35 protein-coding genes, 2 rRNA genes and 2 pseudogenes (1 of these 39 only partly in view) are annotated in these 26,324 nt (G+C 48.4%); 6 read left to right on the forward strand and 33 right to left on the reverse strand.

Annotated features, from left to right (window positions below; translation table 11 throughout):
- The 5 genes from FA954_RS00140 to FA954_RS00160 form a co-directional block, all read right to left on the reverse strand.
- Nucleotides 1-57, reverse strand: a 23S ribosomal RNA gene (locus FA954_RS00140); it reaches 2,879 nt to the left of the window's first position.
- A gap of 278 nt (nt 58-335) precedes the next feature.
- Entirely contained in the window at nt 336-1,013 is a 678-nt protein-coding gene (locus FA954_RS00145) for a uracil-DNA glycosylase (RefSeq protein WP_037998456.1), read from the reverse strand.
- Between the two features lie 200 nt (nt 1,014-1,213).
- Nucleotides 1,214-2,762: ribosomal RNA gene (locus tag FA954_RS00150) — 16S ribosomal RNA — on the reverse strand.
- The 16S and 23S rRNA genes sit together here, the layout of an rRNA operon.
- A 206-nt stretch (nt 2,763-2,968) precedes the next feature.
- Nucleotides 2,969-3,391, reverse strand: coding sequence for an OsmC family protein (locus FA954_RS00155; RefSeq protein WP_037997891.1), 423 nt, complete (start codon nt 3,389-3,391; stop codon nt 2,969-2,971).
- A gap of 11 nt (nt 3,392-3,402) precedes the next feature.
- Nucleotides 3,403-4,020: a stage II sporulation protein M gene (locus FA954_RS00160; RefSeq protein ID WP_175413156.1), complete on the reverse strand. Its 618-nt coding sequence runs from the start codon at nt 4,018-4,020 to the stop codon at nt 3,403-3,405.
- Nucleotides 4,021-4,112: 92 nt separating this feature from the next.
- On the opposite strand from FA954_RS00160, the gene pdaB reads away from it, so the two are divergent.
- On the forward strand, nt 4,113-4,877 hold the full coding sequence (gene pdaB / locus FA954_RS00165; protein ID WP_037997897.1) for a polysaccharide deacetylase family sporulation protein PdaB: 765 nt from the start codon (nt 4,113-4,115) through the stop codon (nt 4,875-4,877).
- A gap of 89 nt (nt 4,878-4,966) precedes the next feature.
- On the opposite strand, the gene FA954_RS00170 is transcribed toward pdaB, so the two are convergent.
- A complete protein-coding gene (locus FA954_RS00170) occupies nt 4,967-5,629 on the reverse strand; it encodes a KinB-signaling pathway activation protein (protein ID WP_049720828.1) in 663 nt (220 codons plus the stop codon).
- A 132-nt stretch (nt 5,630-5,761) separates the two neighbouring features.
- On the opposite strand from FA954_RS00170, the gene gerD reads away from it, so the two are divergent.
- Complete coding sequence (gene gerD, locus FA954_RS00175; protein WP_037997903.1) at nt 5,762-6,379, forward strand: spore germination lipoprotein GerD; 618 nt, start codon at nt 5,762-5,764, stop codon at nt 6,377-6,379.
- A gap of 27 nt (nt 6,380-6,406) precedes the next feature.
- Here gerD and FA954_RS00180 read toward each other — a convergent pair whose 3' ends face one another.
- The 4 genes from FA954_RS00180 to FA954_RS00195 all read right to left on the reverse strand — a co-directional run bounded on the left by FA954_RS00180 (nt 6,407) and on the right by FA954_RS00195 (nt 9,839).
- Nucleotides 6,407-7,495, reverse strand: coding sequence for an Mrp/NBP35 family ATP-binding protein (locus FA954_RS00180; RefSeq protein WP_049720827.1), 1,089 nt, complete (start codon nt 7,493-7,495; stop codon nt 6,407-6,409).
- 45 nt (nt 7,496-7,540) lie between these two features.
- Nucleotides 7,541-8,272, reverse strand: coding sequence for an N-acetylmuramoyl-L-alanine amidase CwlD (gene cwlD, locus FA954_RS00185; protein WP_037997909.1), 732 nt, complete (start codon nt 8,270-8,272; stop codon nt 7,541-7,543).
- Between the two features lie 77 nt (nt 8,273-8,349).
- Nucleotides 8,350-8,874 (reverse strand): hypothetical protein, encoded by a 525-nt coding sequence (locus FA954_RS00190; protein ID WP_037997911.1) that lies wholly within the window; start codon nt 8,872-8,874, stop codon nt 8,350-8,352.
- Between the two features lie 149 nt (nt 8,875-9,023).
- Nucleotides 9,024-9,839 (reverse strand): ZIP family metal transporter, encoded by an 816-nt coding sequence (locus FA954_RS00195; RefSeq protein ID WP_049720826.1) that lies wholly within the window; start codon nt 9,837-9,839, stop codon nt 9,024-9,026.
- Nucleotides 9,840-10,020: 181 nt separating this feature from the next.
- Between FA954_RS00195 and FA954_RS13930 the strand changes: the two genes are divergently transcribed.
- The gene (locus tag FA954_RS13930) at nt 10,021-10,353 is read left to right on the forward strand and encodes an HAD family hydrolase (protein ID WP_069201566.1); all 333 of its coding nucleotides are present in this window, start codon (nt 10,021-10,023) and stop codon (nt 10,351-10,353) included.
- Nucleotides 10,274-10,741: an HAD family hydrolase gene (locus FA954_RS13935; RefSeq protein WP_197052020.1), complete on the forward strand. Its 468-nt coding sequence runs from the start codon at nt 10,274-10,276 to the stop codon at nt 10,739-10,741. Before FA954_RS13930 ends, FA954_RS13935 begins: the two co-directional genes overlap by 80 nt.
- A gap of 20 nt (nt 10,742-10,761) precedes the next feature.
- Here FA954_RS13935 and FA954_RS00205 read toward each other — a convergent pair whose 3' ends face one another.
- Nucleotides 10,762-12,384 carry a catalase gene (locus FA954_RS00205; RefSeq protein ID WP_062843357.1) on the reverse strand — a complete coding sequence of 541 codons (1,623 nt, stop codon included), beginning with the start codon at nt 12,382-12,384 and terminating at the stop codon, nt 10,762-10,764.
- 101 nt (nt 12,385-12,485) lie between these two features.
- Here FA954_RS00205 and FA954_RS00210 point away from each other — a divergent pair.
- Nucleotides 12,486-12,991, forward strand: a pseudogene (locus FA954_RS00210) (5'-methylthioadenosine/S-adenosylhomocysteine nucleosidase); the annotation flags it as partial.
- 114 nt (nt 12,992-13,105) lie between these two features.
- Nucleotides 13,106-13,458: pseudogene (locus tag FA954_RS00215) on the forward strand (DUF2200 domain-containing protein).
- 117 nt (nt 13,459-13,575) lie between these two features.
- Here the strand turns inward: FA954_RS00215 and rpsI are convergent.
- The 22 genes from rpsI to rpsH form a co-directional block, all read right to left on the reverse strand.
- Nucleotides 13,576-13,968 carry a 30S ribosomal protein S9 gene (rpsI, locus tag FA954_RS00220; protein ID WP_037998380.1) on the reverse strand — a complete coding sequence of 131 codons (393 nt, stop codon included), beginning with the start codon at nt 13,966-13,968 and terminating at the stop codon, nt 13,576-13,578.
- A gap of 18 nt (nt 13,969-13,986) precedes the next feature.
- Nucleotides 13,987-14,424, reverse strand: a complete 438-nt coding sequence (rplM, locus tag FA954_RS00225; RefSeq protein ID WP_037998383.1) for a 50S ribosomal protein L13 — start codon at nt 14,422-14,424, stop codon at nt 13,987-13,989.
- Between the two features lie 154 nt (nt 14,425-14,578).
- Nucleotides 14,579-15,352: a tRNA pseudouridine(38-40) synthase TruA gene (gene truA / locus FA954_RS00230; RefSeq protein ID WP_037998387.1), complete on the reverse strand. Its 774-nt coding sequence runs from the start codon at nt 15,350-15,352 to the stop codon at nt 14,579-14,581.
- An 18-nt stretch (nt 15,353-15,370) separates the two neighbouring features.
- A complete protein-coding gene (locus FA954_RS00235; protein WP_138614810.1) occupies nt 15,371-16,165 on the reverse strand; it encodes an energy-coupling factor transporter transmembrane component T family protein in 795 nt (264 codons plus the stop codon).
- Nucleotides 16,162-17,025 carry an energy-coupling factor transporter ATPase gene (locus FA954_RS00240; RefSeq protein WP_037998348.1) on the reverse strand — a complete coding sequence of 288 codons (864 nt, stop codon included), beginning with the start codon at nt 17,023-17,025 and terminating at the stop codon, nt 16,162-16,164. Before FA954_RS00240 ends, FA954_RS00235 begins: the two co-directional genes overlap by 4 nt.
- The gene (locus FA954_RS00245; protein WP_121874445.1) at nt 17,001-17,840 is read right to left on the reverse strand and encodes an energy-coupling factor transporter ATPase; all 840 of its coding nucleotides are present in this window, start codon (nt 17,838-17,840) and stop codon (nt 17,001-17,003) included. The genes FA954_RS00240 and FA954_RS00245 overlap by 25 nt, the downstream gene beginning before the upstream one ends.
- Before the next feature lie 79 nt (nt 17,841-17,919).
- Nucleotides 17,920-18,309 (reverse strand): 50S ribosomal protein L17, encoded by a 390-nt coding sequence (rplQ, locus tag FA954_RS00250; protein ID WP_037998354.1) that lies wholly within the window; start codon nt 18,307-18,309, stop codon nt 17,920-17,922.
- 23 nt (nt 18,310-18,332) lie between these two features.
- Nucleotides 18,333-19,277 carry a DNA-directed RNA polymerase subunit alpha gene (locus tag FA954_RS00255; protein ID WP_049720822.1) on the reverse strand — a complete coding sequence of 315 codons (945 nt, stop codon included), beginning with the start codon at nt 19,275-19,277 and terminating at the stop codon, nt 18,333-18,335.
- Between the two features lie 154 nt (nt 19,278-19,431).
- Entirely contained in the window at nt 19,432-19,830 is a 399-nt protein-coding gene (gene rpsK, locus FA954_RS00260) for a 30S ribosomal protein S11 (protein ID WP_037997801.1), read from the reverse strand.
- Nucleotides 19,831-19,851: 21 nt separating this feature from the next.
- A complete protein-coding gene (gene rpsM, locus FA954_RS00265; RefSeq protein WP_037997804.1) occupies nt 19,852-20,220 on the reverse strand; it encodes a 30S ribosomal protein S13 in 369 nt (122 codons plus the stop codon).
- Between the two features lie 18 nt (nt 20,221-20,238).
- A complete protein-coding gene (gene rpmJ, locus FA954_RS00270) occupies nt 20,239-20,352 on the reverse strand; it encodes a 50S ribosomal protein L36 (RefSeq protein WP_022738894.1) in 114 nt (37 codons plus the stop codon).
- A gap of 49 nt (nt 20,353-20,401) precedes the next feature.
- Nucleotides 20,402-20,620 (reverse strand): translation initiation factor IF-1, encoded by a 219-nt coding sequence (infA, locus tag FA954_RS00275; protein ID WP_037997807.1) that lies wholly within the window; start codon nt 20,618-20,620, stop codon nt 20,402-20,404.
- A 4-nt stretch (nt 20,621-20,624) separates the two neighbouring features.
- A complete protein-coding gene (locus tag FA954_RS00280; RefSeq protein WP_037997809.1) occupies nt 20,625-20,930 on the reverse strand; it encodes a KOW domain-containing RNA-binding protein in 306 nt (101 codons plus the stop codon).
- A 15-nt stretch (nt 20,931-20,945) separates the two neighbouring features.
- Nucleotides 20,946-21,692 carry a type I methionyl aminopeptidase gene (gene map, locus FA954_RS00285; protein ID WP_037997812.1) on the reverse strand — a complete coding sequence of 249 codons (747 nt, stop codon included), beginning with the start codon at nt 21,690-21,692 and terminating at the stop codon, nt 20,946-20,948.
- Nucleotides 21,689-22,342, reverse strand: a complete 654-nt coding sequence (locus FA954_RS00290) for an adenylate kinase (protein WP_037997815.1) — start codon at nt 22,340-22,342, stop codon at nt 21,689-21,691. Before FA954_RS00290 ends, map begins: the two co-directional genes overlap by 4 nt.
- 112 nt (nt 22,343-22,454) lie before the next feature.
- Nucleotides 22,455-23,753: a preprotein translocase subunit SecY gene (gene secY / locus FA954_RS00295; RefSeq protein ID WP_037997819.1), complete on the reverse strand. Its 1,299-nt coding sequence runs from the start codon at nt 23,751-23,753 to the stop codon at nt 22,455-22,457.
- A complete protein-coding gene (gene rplO / locus FA954_RS00300; RefSeq protein WP_037997821.1) occupies nt 23,753-24,193 on the reverse strand; it encodes a 50S ribosomal protein L15 in 441 nt (146 codons plus the stop codon). The genes secY and rplO overlap by 1 nt, the downstream gene beginning before the upstream one ends.
- Nucleotides 24,194-24,228: 35 nt before the next feature.
- Nucleotides 24,229-24,417, reverse strand: coding sequence for a 50S ribosomal protein L30 (gene rpmD / locus FA954_RS00305; protein ID WP_037997822.1), 189 nt, complete (start codon nt 24,415-24,417; stop codon nt 24,229-24,231).
- A 13-nt stretch (nt 24,418-24,430) separates the two neighbouring features.
- Nucleotides 24,431-24,898, reverse strand: a complete 468-nt coding sequence (rpsE, locus tag FA954_RS00310) for a 30S ribosomal protein S5 (protein WP_121874459.1) — start codon at nt 24,896-24,898, stop codon at nt 24,431-24,433.
- 47 nt (nt 24,899-24,945) lie between these two features.
- A complete protein-coding gene (gene rplR / locus FA954_RS00315) occupies nt 24,946-25,314 on the reverse strand; it encodes a 50S ribosomal protein L18 (RefSeq protein WP_037997828.1) in 369 nt (122 codons plus the stop codon).
- 35 nt (nt 25,315-25,349) lie between these two features.
- Nucleotides 25,350-25,886: a 50S ribosomal protein L6 gene (gene rplF / locus FA954_RS00320; protein ID WP_037997831.1), complete on the reverse strand. Its 537-nt coding sequence runs from the start codon at nt 25,884-25,886 to the stop codon at nt 25,350-25,352.
- Nucleotides 25,887-25,912: 26 nt separating this feature from the next.
- The gene (gene rpsH, locus FA954_RS00325; protein WP_037997834.1) at nt 25,913-26,311 is read right to left on the reverse strand and encodes a 30S ribosomal protein S8; all 399 of its coding nucleotides are present in this window, start codon (nt 26,309-26,311) and stop codon (nt 25,913-25,915) included.
- Between the last annotated feature and the right edge of the window lie 13 nt (nt 26,312-26,324).

A 26,324-nucleotide genomic window follows, 5' to 3' on the forward strand; every position in this document is an offset into this window, starting at 1 on the left:
GTCCTTCATCGGCTCCTGGCGCCAAGGCATCCACCGTGTGCCCTTAGTAGCTTACCCTACTGGCTCTCTTGGAGATTACTTCTCCCGGTGATTGCAACTTGACAAGCGACGTGTGAAGATTCTCGTCAAACGAGCTTCTTCAACCTCGTCTTGCTTCTTCCATATCTCATTTTCAAGGTGCGTCGTTTTTTCATTGTTTCCATCGCCTCGCGGCGACATTTAGTAATATATCATGCATAAAAAATAAATGCAACCCTTTTTTTGTTCTTTTTTATTTCCTATAAAAAATTGTTGCCAGCAAATGAAAATCCGCCAGAAAACTGGCGGATTACTGGCTATAAGGAAGGAATTTCCCAATCAATGGGATCCTCATTTATTTTTTGTAATATCTCATTGGTTTTAGAAAAAGGTTTGCTTCCAAAAAAACCTTTCCGGGCAGAAAAAGGACTGGGATGCGCCGACTCAATCACATAATGCCGCTTGGTATCGATCCATTTTTTCTTCTCTTGGGCATGTCTTCCCCATAAAATAAAAACAACCGGCTTTTCACGTTCATTCAGTTTTTTTATCACTTGATCGGTAAATTGTTCCCAGCCTTTCCCTTTATGTGAATTCGGCTTTTTCTCTCTCACCGTGAGCACCGTGTTTAACATCAGAACCCCTTGTTTCGCCCATTTTTCCAAATAGCCGTGATTTGGAATATCATAACCCAGATCATCATTCAATTCTTTAAAGATGTTTTTCAAAGAAGGCGGTAATTTTACGCCTGGTTTCACGGAAAAGCTGAGCCCGTGCGCTTGTCCCGGACCGTGATAAGGATCCTGGCCAAGGATCACCGCTTTTGTATCCTGGTAAGAAGTTAATTGCAATGCAGAAAAAATATCTTCTTTTTTCGGATAAACAACCTGCTCTTGATACTCTTCCATCACAAATTTCCACAGTTTTTCAAAATACGGCTTTTCAAACTCTTCCCGCAACACGTTGCCCCAGTCAGTATTCAAGACTTCAACCATTCAGTTTTTCCTCTCCACTTTCTATAATATTTCTATTTGTTTATTTTAAACGGAATTTCTTCCCCTGCAAAGAAAAAAACAAAAAACCTCTGTTATCTTTTGATAACAGAGGTTTCCGTGTATTCCTTCGTATTCCTTCAAAACTAAAGAGTGTGAGACATGACTCTTTGAAACGTTTTTGCTCGAAATGAGCTCCTTAGAAAGGAGGTGATCCATCCCCACCTTCCGGTAGGGATACCTTGTTACGACTTCACCCCAATCATCTGCCCCACCTTCGGCGGCTGGCTCCTAAAAGGTTGCCTCACCGACTTCGGGTGTTGCAAACTCTCGTGGTGTGACGGGCGGTGTGTACAAGGCCCGGGAACGTATTCACCGCGGCATGCTGATCCGCGATTACTAGCGATTCCGGCTTCACGCAGGCGAGTTGCAGCCTGCGATCCGAACTGAGACTGGCTTTTTGGGATTGGCTCCCCCTCGCGGGTTCGCTGCCCTTTGTACCAGCCATTGTAGCACGTGTGTAGCCCAGGACATAAGGGGCATGATGATTTGACGTCATCCCCACCTTCCTCCGGCTTTCACCGGCTGTCTCGTTAGAGTGCCCATCCGAAATGCTGGCAACTAACGACAAGGGTTGCGCTCGTTGCGGGACTGAACCCAACATCTCACGACACGAGCTGACGACAACCATGCACCACCTGTCACCGCTGTCCCGAAGGAAACCTCCATCTCTGGAGGGGTCAGCGGGATGTCAAGCCCTGGTAAGGTTCTTCGCGTTGCTTCGAATTAAACCACATGCTCCACCGCTTGTGCGGGCCCCCGTCAATTCCTTTGAGTTTCAGCCTTGCGGCCGTACTCCCCAGGCGGAGTGCTTAATGGGTTACCTTCGGCACTGAGGGGCGTAGCCCCCCAACACCTAGCACTCATCGTTTACGGCGTGGACTACCAGGGTATCTAATCCTGTTTGCTCCCCACGCTTTCGCGCCTCAGCGTCAGTTACAGGCCAGAGAGCCGCCTTCGCCACTGGTGTTCCTCCCGATCTCTACGCATTCCACCGCTACACCGGGAATTCCGCTCCCCTCTCCTGCACTCAAGCTGACCAGTTTCAGGTGCCGCTCTGCGGTTGAGCCGCAGCCTTTCACACCTGACTTAATCAGCCGCCTGCGCGCGCTTTACGCCCAATAATTCCGGATAACGCTCGCCCCCTACGTATTACCGCGGCTGCTGGCACGTAGTTAGCCGGGGCTTTCTCCTTGAGTACCGTCAACCTTCCAGGCTGTTCGCCTGGAAGGAATTCTTCCTCAAGAACAGAGTTTTACAACCCGAAGGCCGTCCTCACTCACGCGGCGTTGCTCCGTCAGGCTTTCGCCCATTGCGGAAAATTCCCTACTGCTGCCTCCCGTAGGAGTCTGGGCCGTGTCTCAGTCCCAGTGTGGCCGATCACCCTCTCAGGTCGGCTACGCATCGTCGCCTTGGTGAGCCGTTACCTCACCAACCAGCTAATGCGCCGCGGGCCCATCCGCAAGTGACAGCCGAAGCCGCCTTTCCCCTTTTCCCCATGCGGGGAAATGGCCTATCCGGTATTAGCCCCGGTTTCCCGGAGTTATCCCGGTCTTGCGGGCAGGTTGCCCACGTGTTACTCACCCGTTCGCCGCTGGATCCTCATCCCGAAGGATGATTCTCCCGCTCGACTTGCATGTATTAGGCACGCCGCCAGCGTTCATCCTGAGCCAGGATCAAACTCTCCAAAAAAGTTTGATGTGAACTCTCAAGAATTAACGAGTCATGTCTTCACTCTTCAGTTTTCAAGGAACACTTCATTTCGCTTTATGTTTGCCGCTCTCTCGCGGCGACAAATACGATATTATCACCTTCACCGACATAAGTCAACACTTTTTTAAAAATAAAATCGAAAAAAATGGCGGGGACCTCAAAATCCCCGCGACCAAGCGGCCAACTCAATCCATTTCATATCTTTTCCCATTGATTTCAAAACTGGAAGAGATCCGGGCATTTAATGAATTGGAAACCGAGCAATACTTCTCAACGGAAAGCTGTACAGCCCGACGGACTTTTTCTTCGGGAAGATCCCCTTTTAACACATAATGCATGTGCACTTTGGTGAAGCGGCGGGGATGATCTTCTGCCCGTTCCCCTTCCACCTCCATTGCGAATCCTTCCACATTTAAACGCATCTTCCGCAGAATATCGACAATATCAATCGCGGAACAGGTTCCTACTGCCGACAAAACCATTTCTGTCGGTCGGGGGCCTTTGTTTTCCCCGCCGACTTCCGGTGCGGCATCCATTGTCACCGTATGTCCGGACGGCGTTTCCGTTTCAAACCGCATCTTTCCTTGCCATGTCACATTCACTTTCATTTCTATTCCTCCTAGGATATTCCATATATAATCAAGGCCGCCTCAACAACAGCCGCTAAAAACAGCAGTACCACAATGGCCGTAAGATTGGGCACCAGCCGGCTTCGAATCCTTTTCCATTCAGCAATGCTGGCCTGCATCCGTTCGCTTGAAAAGACCGATAAAACCCGCCTCAACACTGCCATTCCCAAATGAATCCCCAAACCGGCAGCCATAAACAATGCCGGCAATTCCATAATACCATGGGGCAAGATCGACTGGACAAAGATGGCCCAGGGATTTTGTCCCGAATCATGGGATGCGACGTGAAGGGTGGTTCCCAACAGCATTCCGTTCATCAGCATGGCCGAAAAGGGATAGATTCCGAAAAACAAAGCGCCCAATAAAATGATCATCATCGTGGCAAACAAGTTATTCAGAAAGATCGAGACAAATGCATTCAAAAACGTCGGCTGACTTTGGATGGATTGCACCACTTTTTCAATTTCCTCAAACACCCCGGCTTGTTTCAGAAAGGTTGTCAACGAATCCCCTTGGAAGTAACCGGTCACGGCACTGGTGACAAACACGACAGCCATCATCGTAAAATATCTTCTTTCTTCACGAATGGCGGACCACCACTTTTTCATATTTCCACTCCTTTTTATGGACAAACAATCATAACCCTCGTCCTCACGCATACATTTAGGATAGATGTTGATTCGGGGGAGGGACCGACACAATGAATTTTTTTCTTGTGCTTTCAGGCAAACGTCTGAAACGGAGTATTCTTATCCTTCTTGTTCTATTCTTTGCAGCCGGGATCTTTTATGCGGAAAACAAAAACATTCAGGTCTTTGTGCCGCTGGATCCGGGCCCGTCTGCGATTTACAGCGTTGACACAGATAAAAAACAAATCGCCTTAACCTTTGATATCAGCTGGGGGGAAGAACGCACCGGCCCCATTTTGGACGTTTTGGAACAAAAAGGGCTGAAAAAAGCGACGTTCTTCTTATCTTCTCCGTGGGCAGAAAGCCATCCCGACCTGGTCAAACGGATTGTGAACATGGGGTATGAAATCGGAAGCCACGGTCACCGGCATGATAACTACAGCCAATACAACGAAGAACAAATTCGCACTCAAATTTTAAAAGCAGACCAGATTTTGCAAAAAGCCACAGGCAAAAAACCGAATCTGATCCGTTTTCCGAACGGGGACTTTGACAAAAGGGTCCTCAAGATTGCCGACAGTCTCGGTTATAAAACCATCCAATGGGACACCGATTCCCGCGACTGGATGAATCCCGGGAAAGATGAAATTGTCAAACGTGTTTTAACCAAAGCCCATCCCGGAGACATCGTTTTGTTGCACGCCAGCGATTCTTGTCGCCAAACCCACGAAGCTTTGCCGGAAATCATTGACGGGTTGCGATCGAAAGGATATGAATTTGTCACGGTGTCTGAATTGATCTCCGGTTCCGAGGTGGATACCCAATCCGTTGAATAACGTTGCACCTACATAAGCATAGCATAAGATCAGCGTTTTCCCCATGAAAAAAGAGTCGATTCCGTTCGCTTGAACGGCAACCGACTCCTTTATTTTTTCTTTTTCTGTTTATGGGTGTTTTTTGCACCGGCCTTCGTGCTCTTGGCAAACTTCCCCTTCTTCCCCCTTTCAGCGGGCGAAGGTTGCACCCACCGGTGCAGCTGCAAAATTTGCCATGCATTGCAAACCAAAAGAACCAACACCGTGTGCATTATGATCAGAAGCGGGACTTCCCCTTCCTTGGGATTGATGGAAGGAATCGCTTCAATCGTTGTTGCGGCGATGACAAAAAAAAGCGTGGGTATGTATGCGCTTTGATTCGTCCACTTTTGTTTCAGGCCGGCAATCAGGATGGCCGACAAAACAATGACCGTGGGAACGAGCAAGTGGAGCCAGAATTCTTCTCCCTGATATTTCGCGAAATTCAAGTACAGCAAATTTCCGGTCAGAATCAGGATCAATAAAAGCATCACCGTGTCATAAACTGTCTTTTTTCTTAACAATCCCTTGGCCAACCAATTAAACACCAGATAGGCAAAGAAGCCGAGTTCCGCAACGGCCGCCAGGGTCAAGCCAAGCAAAAGCTGACTGGTCAAGGAACCGAACAACACTTCACCCGCCGCCTGTTCAAAAAGAAAACCCAAAATAATTGCCGTAACACATCCGAGGATCAGTGTCGAGAAAAACCAATAAATCAATTTCCTTAAAGTCATAACGGTCTCTCCTGTTTTGTTTTCTTAACCGATTGTACCAAAATTGATTCTGATTTGACAGTCAGGCATAAAGCCTCCGGCAAACTCGCATATTAAAAAAGAGTAAGCTCGCGAAACGGAGGAACAAAGAAGATGCAGAAGATAAAATGGATCGTAGCAATCATCCTTCCTGTGTTGACGGTCGTATCATGCAGTTCCAATCAGTCCCAGCCATCCGAGCCGGATTATCAAAAAATCAAGGAAATCACGCTGGACGTATTGCATACGGGAGAAGGAAAAAAAGTGCTGGAGGATCTGATGCAGGAGCCTGAATTCAAACAAAAAATCATGATGAAATCGCAAGAAATGGAAAAGGCTCTGGCCCAATCCCTTACCGATGCCAAAATGAAAAAAGAGTGGGAAACCATTTTGCAAAAGCCGGAAGTGGCCAACAATTTGTTTCAGGTCACGGAAGAACAAAACAAAAAGCTGATGAAAACCTTGTTGAAAGACCCGGAATATCAAAAAATGCTGATCGAGATCTTCAAAGATCCGCAAATGTCCAATCAAATCCTGCAAATCCTGAAAAGCCAGCAATACCGGGAAGAAACCAAAAAAATCATGGAAGAACTGATCCAAGTGCCGAGCATCCAGAAAAAGCTCGGTGAACAAGCCCAAAGCAAAAAACAAGACAGTCAAGAAGGCGGCGGTGAAGACGAAGGCGAACAAGGTGGCGGCGGCAATCAGGAAGGCGGACAGTCCCAACAATAATGAAGAGGCGGTGAAAACCGCCTCCCGTTATCCGGCAACCGGTGCCTTTTCCAACAATTTTTCAGCCAAATCCCCGTACCTTTTGCCATTGGGGTGATCGGCATCATAGATCGCCGGGGCAAAATCCGGATCATCCATGTCTTTATACTCCGGAGCCCCGAGCGGAATCTGGGCCAACAGATCCACTTTTAACTCTTCGGCCAACTTCTTGCCTCCGCCGTGGCCGAAGACGTATTCCCGCTCCCCGTATTTATTTTGGTACCAGGACATGTTCTCGACGACGCCGAGAAGCTCATGTTTGGTCGTATTCAGTGCCATGGCACCTGCCCGTGCAGCAACAAACGCCGCCGTTGCGTGGGGAGTCGTCACGAGGATTTCTTTGCTTTGCGGGATCATTTGGTGAATGTCCAGCGCCACGTCCCCCGTTCCCGGAGGCAAATCGATCAACAAATAATCAAGGTCTCCCCAGTAAACTTCACTGAAGAAGTTTCTCAGCATTTTCCCCAACATGGGTCCGCGCCAAACCACCGGCGAATTGTCTTGAACAAAAAATCCCATGGACATGACTTTCACGCCGAAACGTTCCACAGGCAAAATCATCTCACCAATCACCACGGGACGCGTTTCGATGCCCATCATGTCCGGAACGCTGAATCCGTATATATCGGCATCAATAATGCCCACTTTTTTCCCTTTCCGGGCCAATGCCACGGCCAGATTCACGGTCACGGTCGATTTTCCGACACCGCCTTTTCCGCTGGACACGGCGATAAACTGCGTGTTGGAGGAAGGATCCAACAACGGGGGAACCTGGCTCTGGCGGTCTTTCTGTCCTTCCTGGCGCAAACTTGCCGCCAGTTTTTGCCGTTCTTCATCTGTCATCGATCCGAAGCACACATTCACCTTTTCGGCTCCCAGCTGATAAATGGCCTTCTCCACATCTTCCTGGATTTTAAATTTTAAAGGGCAACCCTGAATGGTCAAAATTACATCCAGCGAAACTTCTTTCCCTTTTATCCGGATATTTCGAATCATGTCCAATTCGACAAGACTTCGGTTAATTTCAGGATCTTTCACATTTTTTAATGCTTCTAATATTTTTTCCTGGGTTAGCATGGCTGACACCTCAATCGAAAGCGATTTCTTGTCCATTATAACACACTACTGATCAACGATTGGAGGTGGTTCTTTTCCTGTGTAATATTGGAGAATCCCCAGATAAATGGATGCCGCCACTTTTTTTTGGTACTCCGGCTGCGACAAAAGTTCGGCTTCCGCGGGGTTGGACAAAAACCCAACCTCCACCAAAGCCGTCGGAACCGGGGAATGATTCAAAATATACACATCCCCTTTTTGTTTCGCCAAACGCTTGGTGTTGCCCAGCTGTTTCACCAATTCAGACTGGATAAAAACCGCCAGCCTTTTGTTTTCTTCTTTCGCCGGATGATAGAACGTTTGGGCTCCTGACCATCTGGGCGAAGGAATGGCATTCAAATGGATGCTGATCAAAGCATCCGCTTTTTTCTCTTTGACCAAATGAATCCGGCGCATGAGATCCTCTGCTTTCCGGGAACGGAGCCTGCCTGTGTCCGGGGAAGCCAGATCCCGGTCACTCTCCCGGGTCAGATAAACCAAGGCCCCTGCTTCTTGCAAATAATCCCGCAAATAAAAAACCATTTGCAATGTGATGTCTTTTTCGATGAGCCCGGACTCGCTGACCGCTCCTCCGTCCGCTCCCCCGTGCCCGGCATCCAATACAATGACTTTTCCGTTTAATGGCATGGACCATGTGGATACAATAAGATTTTTCGACATGAAAAACAAAGCCGGCAACAGGAGCAAAAGCAAAACGATTCCCGCCCACACCCAATGTTCTTTCAACCATTTTTCCATCCATTTCGCCTCACTTGATTAAACCTGTCTATCTTCATGTATATGGGCGAAACGGACAGTTATGTACAAACCATCGCTCACTCACTCCAGCCTTGCTGGAACCAGATGCGGCTCAATTCTTCCAGCAAAATCATCACCGATTGCACATTCCATTCATCCAACCACCGGAAGATGGAAAATTCCTTCACCAGTTGATCCGTCAATTGGCGGCATATTTTTTCGCGGTTGGTGATAAAAACATCCACCGGGTCGTTTTGGGTGACGATCAGGCAAAGCGATTCGGACAGAGAAATCGTTTTCTGCTCCGGTTGGTTGTTTTGGGGAGTACGGGAAGCAGCATCAACCGGTTGGGAAAACGTCACTTTTCGCCTCCCCGCCTTTTTCCGCTCGATCATCCCGGCCGCATATGATTCAAAAACCATGCGGTACACCAATTCCAACAACATAATTTTGCGCAACTCGGGCCAATAATGGGTAAACGGGTCTACAAAATCTTCCTTGATTTTTTTCAATTGGGACCAGGGAAACTGATTCAATGCTTTTAACCGAATTTGTTCTTCTCTTTTAATCTGCCATTCATCCCAGTAAAAAATTTGTGCCACCGGTGGTTTGCTCCTTTGTCCAAACTCTCTTTTTCTTCATTCTTGACAAAGAAATGTAAGAAAAAACAAGAACCGGGAAAGAACAGCAGATTGCCTCCGGAAAGAAAAGCGGATCCAACCTCTGTGGATTCCGGGCAAACCATCCTGGCTCAGCCGAAAGTGACATCCAAAATCATCATCACAACAAAACCGACCATCAAGCTCATGGAGGCCAGGTCTTTATTCCCTCTTTCCTGCGAGCTTGGAATCACTTCTTCCGCCACCACAAAGATCATCGCGCCCGCCGCAAAACCTAAGGCATAGGGCAACAGCGACCCGATGAACGTGACAAAAAATGCGCCGATGACGGCGGCAACGGGTTCAACCATTCCCGAGAACTGTCCGTAGAAAAAACTCTTTCTGCGGGACATTCCTTCTCCCCTGAGCGGCATGGAAACCGCAATTCCTTCGGGGAAATTTTGGATTCCAATCCCGACGGCAAGTGTCACGGCGGCTGCCAGAGAAGCTTCCGTTCCCCCGCCTGCGATGGAGCCGAAAGCAACCCCCACCGCCAGTCCCTCGGGAATGTTGTGCAACGTGATGGCAAGCACCAACAAGGTGCTTTTTTTCACTTCCTTTGAAAAATAACCTTCCGCTTGGCCGAGGGGCGCGTTTGGGTGGAGATGGGGCAATATTTTATCGATGGCCCCCAAAAAAAACCCGCCGGCCATAAAACCGGTTGCCGCCGGGAACCAATCGGCAATCGCATGGCCCCGGGACATTTCAATGGCCGGGGACAACAGCGACCAATAACTGGCGGCAATCATCACGCCTCCTGCAAACCCCAACATGCTGTCCATCAACTTTTCGTTGAACGTCTTGGTAAAAAAAACCAGAGAAGCTCCCAATGCGGTCATGAACCAGGTGAACAACGTGGCAATCAAAGCCTGCATCACCGGATGAAGAGCATAAAACGCGTCAAACATGGCGAAAAGCAAACTCCTTTATGCGTTTTACTTAATAAATCCCCGAAAAATCATGAAGGTATTCCTGCTTTAACAAAGAACAAACACCGATGTTCCACACAGAAACCTTTTGTTTGAAGAAGAATTTAATGATAAAACCGTCTCTCAATTTTTTGTTTTATGCCGTGAGGAGGGAAATGCAATGTCGGGGATTCAAGCGGTAATTTTTGACTTGGATGGCACACTGATTGACAGCGAGCCCAATTATTTTGAAGCGGAGAAAAAGTTGTTGGCGGAATACGGAATCACCGGTTTTGACTTTGAGATGAAAAAGCCGTATGTGGGCATTAGCACAAAAGAAATGCTGGAAGATTTGAATAAAAAGTACCCTTTTTCAGATCCCGTCGATGTGTTGATCGAGAAAAAGAACAGGGTTTACACACGTTTTTCCTGTAATGAAAAAGTTTTTGCACATCCTTCAGGAAAACAAGGTTCCATTGGCCCTGGTTTCGGGGTCTTCACCGGACATCATTGAGGAGATCTTGTCGGTGACCCGGTTGTCCCCTTTCTTCGATGCGGTGGTTTCTTCGGAAAATGTCAAGAAAGGCAAGCCGGAACCGGATGTGTTTTTGGAAGCCGCCAGACAGCTCGCCATCCGCCCGGAACACTGTTTGGTGGTGGAGGATTCCCCATACGGGGTTGAGGCCGCCAAACGGGCCGGAATGTATTGTGTGGCGATTCCTTATCTGGCGGAAAAGCCTTTGCCTGACGGTTTCCAAAAAGCCGATTACCTTGTCAAAGAGGGAATGCGCTGTTTTTCGGCTGAAAAAACTTTTGCGTGGTTGAGACAAATCGCCATTCTTCATGAGAAATCAAAGGGAACTCCTTTGGAGCAAGGAAGTTCTTTTAATACGTTCCCCTGATTTCCATCTTTCCGAAGCCATCAGTAAGGATCCGCTTCATGGCTTTTCTGCACGGCTTCTTTGGTTGCCTGGTTGGCGGAAAGCGTCCCTTGGCCAAATTTGGTGCGTCCGGCTTCACGTCCCGGCAGCGTGATTTTTTCTCTTTCTTGCTTTGCCAACTCTTTCATTTTCTTTTCAATTCCTTTCTTCACACGACGCCCGTAATCTTCGTCCGCCTTTGTAAAGTGTTCAATCATTGCATCCTGAATCCGCTTGTCACAAACCGCAAGCGCATCCGACAAGTTTTTGATCAATTCGTCACGCTCCCAGTCTTCAAAACTCCGGTATGTCTGTCCCGCTTGTCCGTAATCGTTTGTACGCTCAATCGGTGCACTCATTGCGGCTGCATTGTACATCGGCTGATGCGGAACGCTTCCTTCTCTGGCGGCTTCTTCCAGCCCCCCCAGCAAAGAAGGTTCGTAATTGATATGCGGATTTCCACCGGATTCACGGGGGTCACGGCGATCCATTTGACCCCGGTGCTGATTGGTTCGGATCGGAACCCTCGGGGCATTCACCGGTAATTGTAAATAGTTGGCCCCGATGCGGTAACGCTGGGTGTCCGAATAAGAGAACGTGCGTCCTTGCAACATTTTATCGTCGGAAAAATCCATTCCGTCCACCAGCACTCCGGTTCCGAACGCCGCCTGTTCAATCTCTGCATGAAAGTCCACCGGGTTTCGGTTTAGCACAAGCCGGCCGACTGGCAGCCACGGGAACTGATCCTCCGGCCAAAGCTTTGTGACATCCAGTGGATCAAAATCAAGTTCGGGATGGTACCCGTCCTCCATGATTTGGACAAACAACTCCCATTCGGGATAATCTCCCCGCTCGATGGCTTCATACAGATCTTGTGTCGCATGTTCCACGTTTTTCGCCTGGATTTTTTCCGCCTCTTCCTGCGTCAGGTTTCGGATTCCTTGTTTTGGTTCCCAGTGATACTTCACCAGAACCGCTTTTCCTTTGTCATTGACCCATTTGTACGTATTTACCCCGGAACCTTGCATGTGCCGGTATGTTGCGGGAATCCCCCATGGGGAAAAGAGAAACGTAATCATGTGAATGGATTCCGGTGAACGGGCAACAAAATCAAACATCCGTTGAGGATTTGGCACATTGGAAACAGGATCCGGTTTAAAAGCGTGAATCATGTCCGGAAATTTCATGGGATCACGGATAAAGAAAATTTTAAGATTGTTCCCGACCAAGTCCCAGTTCCCATCCTCCGTATACATTTTCACTGCAAATCCGCGTGGGTCCCTGGCTGTTTCCGGTGATCCTTTTGCACCGGCCACGGTGGAAAAACGAACCAATACGGGGGTTCTTTTTCCCGCTCCGGAAAACACTTTGGCACGGGTATACTTTTCAACCGGTTCATCCCCTACTTTCCCGTAGGTTTCAAAATATCCAAATGCTCCGGTGCCACGTGCATGCACCACCCGTTCCGGAACTTCTTCCCGGTCAAAGTGAGAGATCTTTTCGATGAAATGATAATTTTCAAGGGTTGCCGGTCCCCGGTTTCCAATCGTTTTAATGTTTTGATTGTCAAAAACCGGATGCCCTTGGCGGGTGGTCAGTATTCCGCGAACGATTTTATGATTCATATCATCTTTCCCAGACAAATCAAGCTCCTCCTTTGAAAATGGATTCACCCCTATTTTCAATCCAAACCGAATTTTTATTCGCTTTCATCCATGCTGCGGCCATTGTCGTAAAAACCGGAAAAGGAATGGAAAACACGGCGGCTGCCACCGCCTTGGCCATCGAGAAGTACCATCCTGTTGCCATCATCAACCAAGGAACCGATCCATTCACATGGAAACCGATGGACCAGATGGCCTCGGAAGGCAGTGCCGGGGAAGTCAAGAGCGCGGAAAAGATCCGTTATTATGAAGACGATCCGAAATTGCTGAAAGCGGCTCTGTCCGTCAAAGACAAATACAAAAACGGCAAAGTGGTGGAAGGCACCATCGGTTCGGCCGACCTTTGGAACAATGAGGTGAACCGGATCCAATAGTATCATGAAAAATACGGAACCTCCGTCGAGGAAATGGAAAGCGCCTCCGCCGCGCAAATTGCCGATGCCTATGGGGTTCCGTTCTTGGGTATGTCCAACAATAAGACAAACGCGGGAAAATACCACCTTGATACCGCTGAAACCTTGTGTATCATGTGGTAAACGAATATATTTCCACGCTGAAAAACAAATAATCCCGTTGTGAAAGAGGCGTATGGATGGTTATTTCACCCACAGGCCTCTTTCTCTTAAGTGTCCATCACCGACTTCCCTCCGTTTCCCCATATATCGCAAAAGGAGAATCAATGATGAACAAACCCCGGATTTACCAAATGAGTTTTTCAAAAATTGATCCCCTGTATGTAAAAAAAAGCGGAGAAAAAAAGGACAAACCAAAGAAGAAGTCGATGAAATCATCCGTTGGTTGACAGGATAACGCCAAGAAGAATTAGAGGCGCACTTGGAAAAACAAACTGACCTTGAGACCTTCTTTTTGGAAGCTCCTCAATTGAATCCTTTGCGGTTCTTGATCAAAGGGGTGATCTGCGGTGTCCGGGTGAAAGACATCGAAGAACCAACAATGCAGGAAATTCGCTACTTGGATAAACTGATCGATGAGTTGGCCCGTGGAAAATCAATGGAGACCATTTTGCGCACATGAAAAACGAAGAAGCACTGATTCCAAAAAGGAGCAGTGTTTCTTCGTTTTGGTTTGAATGTAAAAAACCCTTTCCCGGACAATTCGGGAAAGGGCCTTGTAAACGTTGAGATATAAAGCTTAACGTTTGGAGAATTGGGGTGCACGGCGAGCGCCTTTGAGACCGTATTTTTTACGCTCTTTCATCCGTGGGTCACGTGTCAGGAAACCGGCTTTTTTCAAAGCTGGACGAAGTTCCGGATCAACTTTCAACAAAGCCCGTGCAATTCCGTGACGAATGGCTCCGGCTTGTCCTGTGAAGCCGCCGCCATGAACATTGACCAGAACATCATAACGATCTTGTGTATCCGTCAGCACCAACGGTTGGCGAACAATGGCTTTCAAGGTTTCCAAACCAAAATAATCATCAATGCTGCGGCCGTTGATCACGATTCGTCCATCTCCGGCAACGAGGCGAACTCGAGCGACCGATTCCTTACGGCGACCGGTTCCGTAAAATTGAACTTGTGCCAAATCGGTTACCTCCTTTTATTATCCACGCAGTTCCCACTCAACCGGCTGTTGTGCCTGATGAGGATGCTCGGAACCTGCATATACTTTTAATTTTTTGAGTTGCTTGCGACCAAGGCTTCCTTTTGGAAGCATTCCTTTGACTGCCAATTCGATCATACGTTCCGGATGTTTGTCACGCATTTCGTGTGCCGGAGTCGCTTTCAATCCGCCCGGATAACGGGAATGGCGGTAATAGATCTTTTTGTTCCATTTTTTACCGGTCAATTCAATTTGACTTGCATTGATCACAATCACGAAATCCCCGGTATCGACATGCGGGGTAAACTCAGGCTTATGTTTTCCGCGAAGCAATGCCGCAACTTCCGATGCCAAACGACCCAAGGTTTTGCCTTTGGCATCAACCACATACCACTTCCGTTCCACTTCATTGGGTTTCGCCATATAGGTGGTACGCATCCGTATTCCCTCCTCTATCAACAAACGGTAAACCGTTAATCATTTTCAAGTTTTAGAAGCATTTATCAGTGACTGATTTTGCGCCGAACATAACTCCACCGGGGCATGGAGTGGAAAATACCAAGCGTTATAATATCGCAAATGAGGTGCGATGTCAAGAAGGAGACGCGGTGGGATCGGAATTTTTCCAAGGTGTATAGCCGACTTTGACCAGGACCAGTCCTTCCGGCGGAAACGTGGGTCCCGCTTTTTGCCGGTCTTTTGCCAGAATGATTCCGGGAACCGCCTCCGGCCGGATTCTCCCTTTCCCGACTTCCACCAGCGTCCCTGCGATAATCCGCACCATATTATAAAGAAAACCGTTGCCGGTCACTTCGATGGCCAATCCGCCCGGCTCCTTTTCCAAGCGGCATTGGTAAATCGTGCGGACCTTATCTTCGATCTCGGTTTTGGCGGAACAAAAAGAGGTGAAATCATGGGTGCCCACCAGATGATCCGCCGCATCCTGCATTTTCCCCACATCCAACGAAACCGGGACATGAGTGCGAAACCGGCGCTCAAACAAATCGGGGATCGGCCTCAAATCCAACCGGTAGCGGTATGTTTTCCACTTTGCGCTTTTTCGGGCATGAAAGTCCATGGGGACTTCTTCCGCCGAAAGGGCCAATACATCCCGCGGCAAGGTACGCCTTAAGATATAAGGATATTTTTCAACCGGGATCGGACTGGAAGTCATAAAATGACAAACTTGGTGAAGGGCGTGAACCCCCGCATCGGTCCTGCCGGAACCATGAACCGAAACCGCCTCACCGGTCATCTTCCGCAATGCTTCTTCCAGTGTCCCTTGAATCGTTCTTTGTCCAGGTTGGCTTTGAAAACCGGAAAAATCCGTTCCGTCGTAAGCGATGACCAGTTTAATCTTTTTCAATCCGGGCTTTGCACCTCCCTATTGGCGAAAAATCCACACAATGCCCCCCAACAGGATCAAGACGGCAACCAGCCACCCATCCCTCCAGGTGAGCTGAAGCCGGCGCCATTTCGTTCTCCCTTCCGCTCCCCGGTAACATCTGGCTTCCATGGCCAGTGCCAGATCTTCCGCTCTCCGAAAAGAAGACACAAATAACGGGATGAGGATCGGAAAATATTTTTTCAACCGTTTCAGCAGATTCCCCTCTCCAAAATCCACTCCGCGCGCCATTTGCGCCTTGCGGATTTTCTCCGTTTCCTCCCACAGCGTCGGGATGAACCGGAGTGCGATGGACATCATCAAAGCCAATTCATGTGCGGGAACCCCGACTTTTTTAAACGGAGACAAAATCTTTTCAATCCCGTCCGTCAAGTCCATCGGAGACGTCGTAAACGTGAGCAGCGAAGCAATGGAGACCAGCAAGGAAAGCCGGCTGGCAATGATCCCGGCTTGGCGGATGCCCTCTTCATAAACGGTGATGAAAGAAAAAGACAAGACCACATCCCCGCCTTTGTTCATCCATAAATGCAAAAAGGAAGACAACAGAATGATCCAAAGGACGGGTTTCAGTGCGCTGAAAAAAAGCTTGTATGAAATCCCGGCCGCACGGACGGCGGCAAGCGTGAACAAAAGGAACACTATGCTCGGCAAAACAGCTTCCAAAAAGAAAACATAAATCATAAAGACAAAAACAAATCCCAGTTTGGCCCGGGGATCCAGCCGGTGAACAAAAGAATCGCCGGGAAAATAGGACCCCACCACAAACCCTTTCATTTTGCATTCACCCCGGAAGCAAACCGTTTTTCCAAAGCTTTTTCAAGCGCATCCAAGGTAAAAATGGATAAAGGAAGCGGCGGATCCAGTTTCCGGTTCATTTTCAGGATCAACTGCGTGACATGCGGCAATGCCAAAGAAAGTTCCTGCCACTTTTGCTCCCGGCTGAACACTTCTTCCGGCGTTCCGGACAAGACCAGCTTTCCATCTGCCAGCACAAACACCCGGTCGGCACAGCGCACGACGTGATTCATGTCATGGGTCACCAGGACAATGGTTTTCCCCTGCTGATGCAGCTTTTTAAGCAAAGCAAACAGCTCTTCTTCCCCTTCCGGATCCAATCCGGCCGAGGGCTCGTCCAGAATCAGTATATCCGGTTCCAAGGCCAAGACCCCGGCAATCGCCACCCTCCTCATCTGTCCGCCGCTTAAGTGAAAAGGAGAACGATCGCATAATTCCGGCGCAAGCCCGACCAAGTCCATGGCCCATCGGACCCGGCGACTTCGTTCCGGTTCCTCCACCCCCCGGTTTTTCAAGCCGAAGGCAATATCAGCCGCTACGGTTTCCGCAAATAACTGGTGTTCCGGATATTGAAAAACCAACCCGACATGCCGTCTGAGGGCCGATCCCGATTGGCTCCGGGCGTCCCAAACCAGGTCCCCCACTTGGACGTGTCCCGCACTGGGGCGGATCAGCCCGGCGATACACTGGATCAATGTCGATTTTCCAGAGCCGGTTCCACCGACCACAGCAGCAAAACTCCCTTTCGGAATGCGAAGGCAAACCCGGGACAAAGCTTCTCTCTCAAAAGGAGTATTCGGCAAATATTTCACGCTCAGGTCTTGGATAACAATCTCCATATTTCACTCACCAGATCTTCTTTGCCGGTGATCTCTCCCAGCGGCCAGCCTTTTTTCTGGAGCCGGTGTTTCAACTCCACTTCGAGCGGAACCGCCAAACCCCATTGTTTCAAACAATGTGCCCGGGGATACAATTGCTTCACCGGTTGATCCAACTTGCATTCTCCCTGATGCATGACAATCACTCGATCCGCCTGAAAAGCTTCTTCCGCGGAGTGGGTGATGTGAATAATGGTGGTTCCCCGATCATTTAACGATTGCATCAAATGGAGCAACGTCCTCCGTCCAACCGGATCAAGCATGGACGTGGATTCATCAAAAATGATCACATCCGGTTCCAACACCAGCACTCCGGCAATGGCCAATCTTTGCTTCTGTCCGCCCGAAAGGTGATGGGGCTGTACGCGTTCCAACCCCTGAAGTCCGACCGCTTTCACCGCTTGATCGATTTTGTTTTTCATTTCCGGACGCGGAACACCGATATTTTCCAATCCGAAGGCAATATCGTCTTCCACGGATGTCGCAACGATTTGGTTATCCGGGTTTTGAAACACCATCCCGACTTTCCGGCGGATATTCCACAGATCTTCTTCCGACCGGGTATCCATGTCCGCCACCCGGACCCGGCCCTTTACCGGAAGCAACAATCCGTTTGCCAACCGGGCCAGTGTGGACTTGCCGGAACCGTTACTTCCGACAATGCTCACATATTCCCCGGAACCAATGGAAAGCGAGACATCTTTCAACACCCAAGGGGAATCTGATTCCTGTTCGTAACGAAACCATACTCGTTCATACTGAATGATCGGTTCCATTTTTTCTCCTTAAAAGAAAAAAGGGTAAACGTCAGGACCAAGTGCTGGATCCTGCCTCACCCTTTCCAACAAAAAAAGATTATTTTACCAATTCAAGGAAGACCATGGGTGCACCGTCTCCACGGCGAGGTCCTAATTTGAGAATGCGTGTGTAACCACCATTCCGGTCTTCATAACGGGGAGCAATCTCATCAAACAGCTTTTTCACTGCGTTCACTTTTTGATGTGTGACTTCTTCTCCCTCTTTCACCGTGTAAGAACGATCGGTACGCACATAGGCAGCGGCTTGACGACGTGCGTGCAAATCGCCGCGCTTTCCGAGCGTAATCATTTTTTCAACGATCGAGCGCACTTCTTTTGCTTTTGCTTCCGTGGTTTCGATGCGTTCATGAATGATCAGATCGGTAACCAAGTCACGAAGCATTGCTTTGCGTGCGCTGCTGTTTCTGCCAAGTTTTGCGTATGCCATGCTTTTCCCTCCCCCTTCAGAGATTAGTCTTCTTTACGCAAAGACAAACCAAGCTCAGCCAATTTGCTTTGTACTTCTTCCAAAGATTTGCGTCCAAGGTTACGCACTTTCATCATGTCTTCTTCCGTTTTTTGCGTCAGTTCCTGAACCGTATTAATGCCGGCCCGTTTCAGACAGTTATAAGAGCGAACCGAAAGGTCGAGCTCTTCGATTGTCATTTCCATGACTTTTTCTTTCTTGTCTTCCTCTTTTTCAACCATGATTTCCGCGTCTTTTGCTTCTTCGGTCAAGCCGACAAACAACATGAGATGTTCGTTCAGGATTTTCGCACCAAGGCTTACCGCCTCGTCCGGTTTCAAGCTTCCATCGGACCATACTTCCAATGTCAGCTTATCATAGTTGGTGACTTGTCCAACCCGTGTGTTCTCCACTTGGTAGTTAACCCGTTCAATCGGCGTGTAGATCGAATCGACCGGAATCACACCAATCGGTTGATCTTCACGTTTGTTTTTATCAGCAGATACATATCCGCGGCCACGATTCGCCGTCATCCGAATGCGCAAATGAGCATCATCACTCAATGTGGCAATGTGCAAATCCGGGTTTAAAATTTCCACATCGCTGTCCGCGCGAATGTCGCCTGCGGTTACATCTCCAGGGCCTTCCACATCGATCTCCAAGATTTTTTCTTCATCCGAATGAATCTTCAGAGCCAACTGCTTCAAGTTTAAAATAATTTCCGTCGTATCTTCCACAACTCCGGGAATTGTGGAAAACTCATGCAATACCCCATCTATCTGGATGGAATTAACGGCCGCTCCTGGCAATGAAGAGAGCAGGACACGGCGCAGAGAGTTGCCCAGGGTAGTGCCGTATCCGCGTTCAAGAGGTTCCACCACAAATTTTCCATATCGATGATCTTCACTGATCTCCACAGCTTCGATCTTCGGCTTTTCAATTTCAATCATACGGCTCACAAACCCTCCTTCAGAACGTCGCGTTCCGGGCGAAATCCAACCTCATGATTGCACGGATTTGGTATAACAGGATAAAAGAATTAGTCTTATCCAGTATACACCATCTCATGCAAAAATAAACAATGGAACAGATTGGAAGCAAAAATTAAACACGGCGACGTTTCGGCGGACGACATCCATTGTGAGGGATTGGTGTTACGTCTTTGATCAGACTTACTTCCAAACCTGCCGCTTGCAAAGAACGAATCGCTGCTTCACGACCTGCTCCCGGCCCTTTCACCAGAACATCCACAGATTTCATTCCGTTTTCCATCGCTACTTTCGCAGCTTGTTCCGCAGCCATTTGAGCTGCAAAAGGCGTGCTTTTACGGGAACCTTTGAATCCCATCGTACCGGAGCTTGCCCATGCAACGGTGTTTCCGCGCGGATCGGTAATTGTTACGATGGTGTTGTTAAAAGTGGAACGAATGTGAGCCGTACCGGCTTCAATGTTTTTTCTTGCACGGCGTTTGACACGTTGAGTTGTCGTTTTACGTTTAGCCACAATTTTCCCTCCTTGCTATTCTTATTTTTTCTTGTTCGCTACAGTGCGGCGAGGACCTTTGCGTGTGCGTGCATTCGTTTTGGAGCTTTGACCGCGAACAGGCAGCCCGCGACGATGACGAATTCCGCGATAACATCCGATTTCGATCAACCGTTTGATGTTTAATGCCACTTCACGACGAAGATCCCCTTCGATGACCAGGTTTTTGTCAATGAAGCTGCGCAATTTTGCTACTTCATCTTCCGTCAGGTCACGAACCCGGGTATCCGGATTAACACCCGTCTCTTTCAAAATTCTTTTCGATTGGGAACGACCGATTCCGTAGATATAAGTGAGGGCAATTTCTACGCGTTTTTCACGTGGTAAATCGATTCCGGCAATACGCGCCATACTTTACACCTCCCGTCATTAACCTTGTTTTTGCTTATGCTTCGGATTTTCACAAATTACCATGACTGCCCCTTTGCGACGAATCACTTTGCATTTTTCGCAAATGGGCTTCACTGAAGGTCTCACTTTCATTTCAGCACCCTCCTGTCTTAAGCGTCTTTCAGCAACTGCTCACAGGTCTTTACTTGTAACGATAAGTGATCCGTCCACGGGATAGATCATAAGGAGAAAGTTGAACAGTTACTTTGTCTCCCGGCAAAATACGAATAAAGTGCATGCGAATCTTTCCGGAGACATGGGCCAGAACTTCATGACCATTTTCCAACTCTACACGAAACATCGCATTCGGTAAAGGTTCTTTTACAATCCCTTCTACCTCGATCACATCTTCTTTGGCCATCGATTCACACTCCTTTATGCTCTTTCTTGAGCAAATATTGGTTCAGGGCGTATCGTAACTTCGCATTATCCACTCGACGATACTTTTTTAAATCAGCTGCGATCTCCTGATTAATCGTATTCGTCACTTGAATGTGCTTGACATTCTTCTTTTTCGGGCATTCCATCTTTCGCCGGTCCCCGTCCGCCAGAAGAACGAAATACGGTTCTTGACAGCCGACCACGATTGCGAAGTTCCCTGCATCACGTCCGCGCAAAATGCGTACAATCTGTCCGGGACTCGGGAGACAATCCACATCTGTCACGTCCATCACCCTTCACCTGGATTACGCTTTGGTCAGAATCTCATAGCCGTCATCTGTGATCGCGATGGTATGCTCAAAGTGCGCGCAGAGAGAACCATCCACCGTTACGACCGTCCAATTGTCAGAAAGTGTTTTGACAAACCGTTTCCCATAGTTGACCATCGGCTCGACCGCAATGGTCATTCCGGATTTCAAACGGGGGCCTTTTCCGGAAATCCCGTAATTCGGGATGCTCGGACCTTCATGTAAGTTCCGGCCCACACCATGCCCGACATACTCCCGTACGATGGAAAAACCGGCTTCTTCGGCAACGGTCTGGATGGCATGCGAAATATCACCCACTCTGGCCCCGGCTTTGGCCTGCTCCAGTCCTTTATATAAAGATTCTTCCGTAACCTTCAGCAATCTTTCCGCTTCCGGACTGATCTTTCCAACCGGATAAGTCCAAGCCGAATCTCCGTGATATCCTTCATAACATGCACCGATATCCAGAGAGATAATATCTCCTTCTTTTAATTCGCGGTTTCCAGGAATCCCGTGTACCAACTCATCGTTGACGGATGTGCAGATACTGCCTGGAAAGCCATTATACCCCTTAAAGGAAGGCGTCGCACCATATCCGCTAATCACTTTTTCCGCCAGCCGGTCAAGCTCTTTGGTGGTAATCCCGGGCTGAATGGCCTTTTTTAACTCCTGATGAGTCAAATATACGATCTTTCCGGCTTCTCTCATGCGTTCGAGTTCATTGGCCGATTTGATGATAATCATGACTTCGCCCCTCGAATCACGGACATAATCTCTTTGGTTACATCTTCGATCGGCTGCTTCCCATCGACACGATGAAGTTTGCCAGTTGATTCATAATAACGCAGTAACTTTTGGATCTGCTCCATGTTGATTTTGAGACGTTCTTTCACTGTCTCAATTTTGTCATCATCCCGCTGGTAAAGTTCTCCGTTGCAGCGGTCACAAACTCCATCCACTTTTGGCGGAGCAAAAACGACATGATAAGTCGCGCCACACTCGCGGCAAATGCGTCGACCCGTCAGACGTTTCAGGAGTTCCTCCTCATCAACATCAATATAAATCACATAATCGATGGGACGATTCAACTCTTTCGTCAATTCATCCAGTGCTTCAGCTTGCGGAACCGTTCTGGGAAAGCCATCCAACATAAATCCGTTTGCACAATCATCTTTGCCCAAACGTTCACGCACAATACCGATCGTCACCTCATCAGGGACCAATTTTCCCTGATCCAGGTAAGTTTTTGCCTCCAGGCCAAGCGGCGTTTCCTCTTTCACTGCCTGGCGGAACATATCTCCGGTCGAAATATGCGGGATCTTCAACTCATCAATAATGTGCGCTGCTTGCGTCCCTTTCCCGGCCCCGGGTAAGCCCATGAGTACAATATTCATCAATATCCCTCCCGGTTCAACTGTCTACGGGTTTGGTCCGCACTTACAGAGAAAAATGGATTTGCATGCCCATATCATAGCCCCGGAAATCAATCCGGGGGATGGACAATGCTCATTTATGCATAAACCCTTTATAATGGCGTCTGATCAACTGACTTTCGATCGTTTTCATCGTTTCAAGTGCCACACCGACCACGATGAGAAGCGAGGTTCCACCAATCTGAACGGTACTGGGCAGACCCGAAAAGTTGATGAAAAAGATCGGCAAAATGGATACGGCTGCCAAAAACACAGAACCTGTCAAGGTTAAGCGATTCATCACCTTGGTCAGGTAGGTCGAAGTGTTTTTTCCAGGCCGGATCCCCGGAATAAAGCCGCCATTTTTCTTCATCTGATCAGCCAATTGAATCGGATTGATTTGCACGAAAGTGTAAAAATAAGAGAATCCGATGATCAGGATGACGTACAGAACCATCCCCAAACCAAATTGGGTGTAGGTGAAATTGGCCTGAATCCAATCAGCAACCGGATGTCCTTGCCAGAAGCTGGCGATCGTCACCGGGAACATGAGCAAAGCCAGTGCAAAGATCACCGGAATCACGCCGGCTGCATTGATTTTCATCGGAATGTGCGTCGACTGACCGCCGTACATTTTACGGCCAACCACCCGTTTGGTGTACTGTACCGGAATTCTGCGGACACCTTGTTGAATGTAAATGACCCCGATCACAACCAGGATCACGACCAGCAAAATTCCAACGGCTTTCAAAATTCCAAGGAACAGTTGGTCTTCCTGAACAAACAATGTGTTGTAAATCGCACCCACATGAGACGGGATGGCAGCCACAATTCCGGCAAAAATCAAAATGGAAATTCCATTTCCGATTCCTTTTTCCGTGATTTGTTCGCCCATCCACATCAAAAATGCGGTACCCGCTGTCAGTGTGAGAGAAATCAAAGCATAGGACCAAACGCTTTGGTCTTCAATAAAGCCGGTAATATAACGGTTGAAACCAATGGACAATCCGATGGATTGAATCAATCCCAACACAATCGTAAAGTAGCGGGTAAACTGTGCCAATTTACGGCGACCCACTTCACCTTCCTTCGCCCATCGTGCAAAGGCCGGAATGACATCCATCGTCAAAAGTTGCACAATGATCGAAGCAGTGATGTAGGGCATAATCCCCATCGCAAAAATGGAGAAGTTCGTGAAAGCTCCCCCGGAAAACGCATTGATGAGACCAAAAACACCTTGTGCTTGATCCATCAACATTTGGAGAGCCTCGGCGTTAGTGTTCGGAACCGGAATAAAACTTCCGATCCGAAATATCACTAACATCATCAAAGTATATAAAATACGCCGACGAAGATCTTCCACCTTAAAGATATTGCCCAGGTTCCGAATCATTAGATTACCTCCGTCGCTCCACCAGCGGCGTTAATTTTCTCCTGCGCTGAAGCAGAGAATTTGTGAGCTTTTACAGTCAGCTTTTTCTCCAGTTCGCCATTGCCAAGAACTTTCAATCCGCTTTTCAGGTTTTTAACAACGCCTTCTTTAACCAAGAGTTCCGGTGTCACAACGGTTCCTTCTTCAAAACGGTTCAACGTGTCCAAGTTGACGATCGCGTATTCCACACGATTCGGGTTTGTAAAACCGCGTTTCGGCAAGCGGCGGTAAATCGGCATTTGACCCCCTTCAAAACCAGGGCGTACACCGCCACCAGAACGTGCATTTTGTCCTTTTTGACCACGTCCCGAAGTTTTTCCCTGACCCGCTGCAATACCACGTCCAAGGCGTTTTTTCGCTTTACGAGCGCCGGTAGCTGGCTTTAATTCATGCAATTTCATCCCTCGCACCTCCTCTTCAGCATGTCATCCCAAAATCACTCATTGATTTCTTTGACTTCTACCAGGTGTTGCACCTTGTTCAACATCCCGCGAATCGCCGGATTGTCTTGATGCGTAACGGTTTGTTCACGTTTTTTCAAACCCAGCGTACGCAAGGTTACGCGTTGGCTTTCCGGGCGGCCGATCATGCTGCGCTTGAGGGTAATCGCCAGTTTTTTAGCCATGGTCATCCCCTCCTTATCCCAACAGTTCCTCTACGCTTTTACCGCGCAGTTTTGCTACGTCTTCCGGACGTTTCAAGTTTTCAAGTCCATTCAGTGTAGCGCGTACCATATTGATCGGGTTGTTTGAACCTGTCGATTTTGTCAGAATGTCACCAACACCCGCAGCATTCAACACGTCACGCACAGGACCTCCGGCAATAACTCCGGTACCTTTCGATGCCGGCTTCAAAAGAACTTTCCCGGCACCAAAACGGCCGATCATTTCGTGCGGAATCGTGCTTCCCAAAAGGGGCACACGAATCATATTCTTTTTCGCATTCTCAATTCCTTTGCGAATCGCTTCCGGTACTTCAGCCGCTTTTCCGATCCCTGCGCCAACTTTGCCTTTGCCGTCGCCGACAACGACAAGAGCGCTGAAACTGAAGCGACGTCCGCCTTTTACAACTTTTGCCACACGGTTAATGCTAACCACTTTTTCGATAAACTCTGATTGCGCAGCATCTCTTTTGCGCGGCTTTTCTTGTTTGCTCAAAAGTCCAGACCTCCTTCCCGTGCTCCTTCAGCCAAAGCTTTCACACGACCATGATAGATGTATCCACCGCGATCAAAAACCACTTTATTGAATCCTTTGTCCGCAGCTCGTTTCGCAATCAATTTGCCGACTTCGCGTGCCGCATCCACTGTTCCGCCATTGACACCTTTTTCTTTGATTTCTTTATCCAAGGTCGAAGCAGCTGCCAATGTGTGTCCGGCCATGTCATCAATCAATTGAGCGTAAATGTTTTTGGAAGAACGGAAAACATTCAAACGAGGACGCTCAGCGGTACCAAACACTTTGTTGCGAACACGCAAATGGCGTTTTTTCCGTCTCTCGTTACGACTTACTTTACGAATCACGGTCTAGTTCACTCCCTTCTTGATCATGCTACGGTTTACTTCCCGGTTTTCCCTTCCTTACGACGAATCACTTCATCGCTGTACTTGATTCCTTTGCCTTTGTAAGGCTCAGGCACACGGACTTTCCGGATGTTGGCGGCCATTTCACCAACAACTTGTTTGTCGATCCCTTTGACTACGACTTGTGTTTGGGAAGGGACGTCAATCTCGATTCCATCCATCGGAGTAATCTCCACCGGATGAGAATAACCGACGTTTAAGACCAGTTTGTTTCCTTTTTTCTGAGCCCGATAACCGACACCAACCAACTCAAGAGTTTTGGAGAATCCTTTGCTTACGCCTTCCACCATTCCGGCGATCAAGCTGCGGGTGGTTCCGTGTAAAGCACGGTAGGTCCGATGGTCGTTCGGACGTTCCACCACGACTTGATTCTCTTCCACCTTGATGCTGATATCGGAATGGAAGTCACGGGACAAGGTGCCTTTCGGGCCTTTCACGGTAACCTTGTTCCCTTCAACGTTTACTTCAACCCCGTTTGGGATTTCAATCGGTTTTTTCCCGATACGAGACATCACATTCACCTCCATCCGTAAACCAATTACCAGATATATGCAATGACTTCTCCGCCGACTTTTTGCTCACGGGCTTCTTTGTCCGTCAAAATCCCTTTGCTGGTGGACAAAAGAGCGATGCCCAAGCCACGCAAAACACGCGGAATTTCATTGGCTTTTACATAAACGCGCAACCCGGGTTTGCTGATCCGTTTCAATCCGGTAATCACTTTTTCATTGTTTGGTCCGTACTTCAAGAAAATCCGAATAATGCCTTGTTTGTTGTCTTCGATATATTCCGCGTCGCGGATAAAACCTTCACGTTTCAAGATCTCGGCGATTTCCCGTTTCATACGGGATGCCGGAAACTCAACACTTTCATGACGAACCATATTGGCATTCCGAATTCTTGTCAGCATATCTGCAATCGGGTCTGTCATCACCATGTGAAACCCTCCT

Source organism: Thermoactinomyces vulgaris, from assembly GCF_005886755.1.
Taxonomy (GTDB): Bacteria; Bacillota; Bacilli; order Thermoactinomycetales; family Thermoactinomycetaceae; genus Thermoactinomyces; species Thermoactinomyces vulgaris.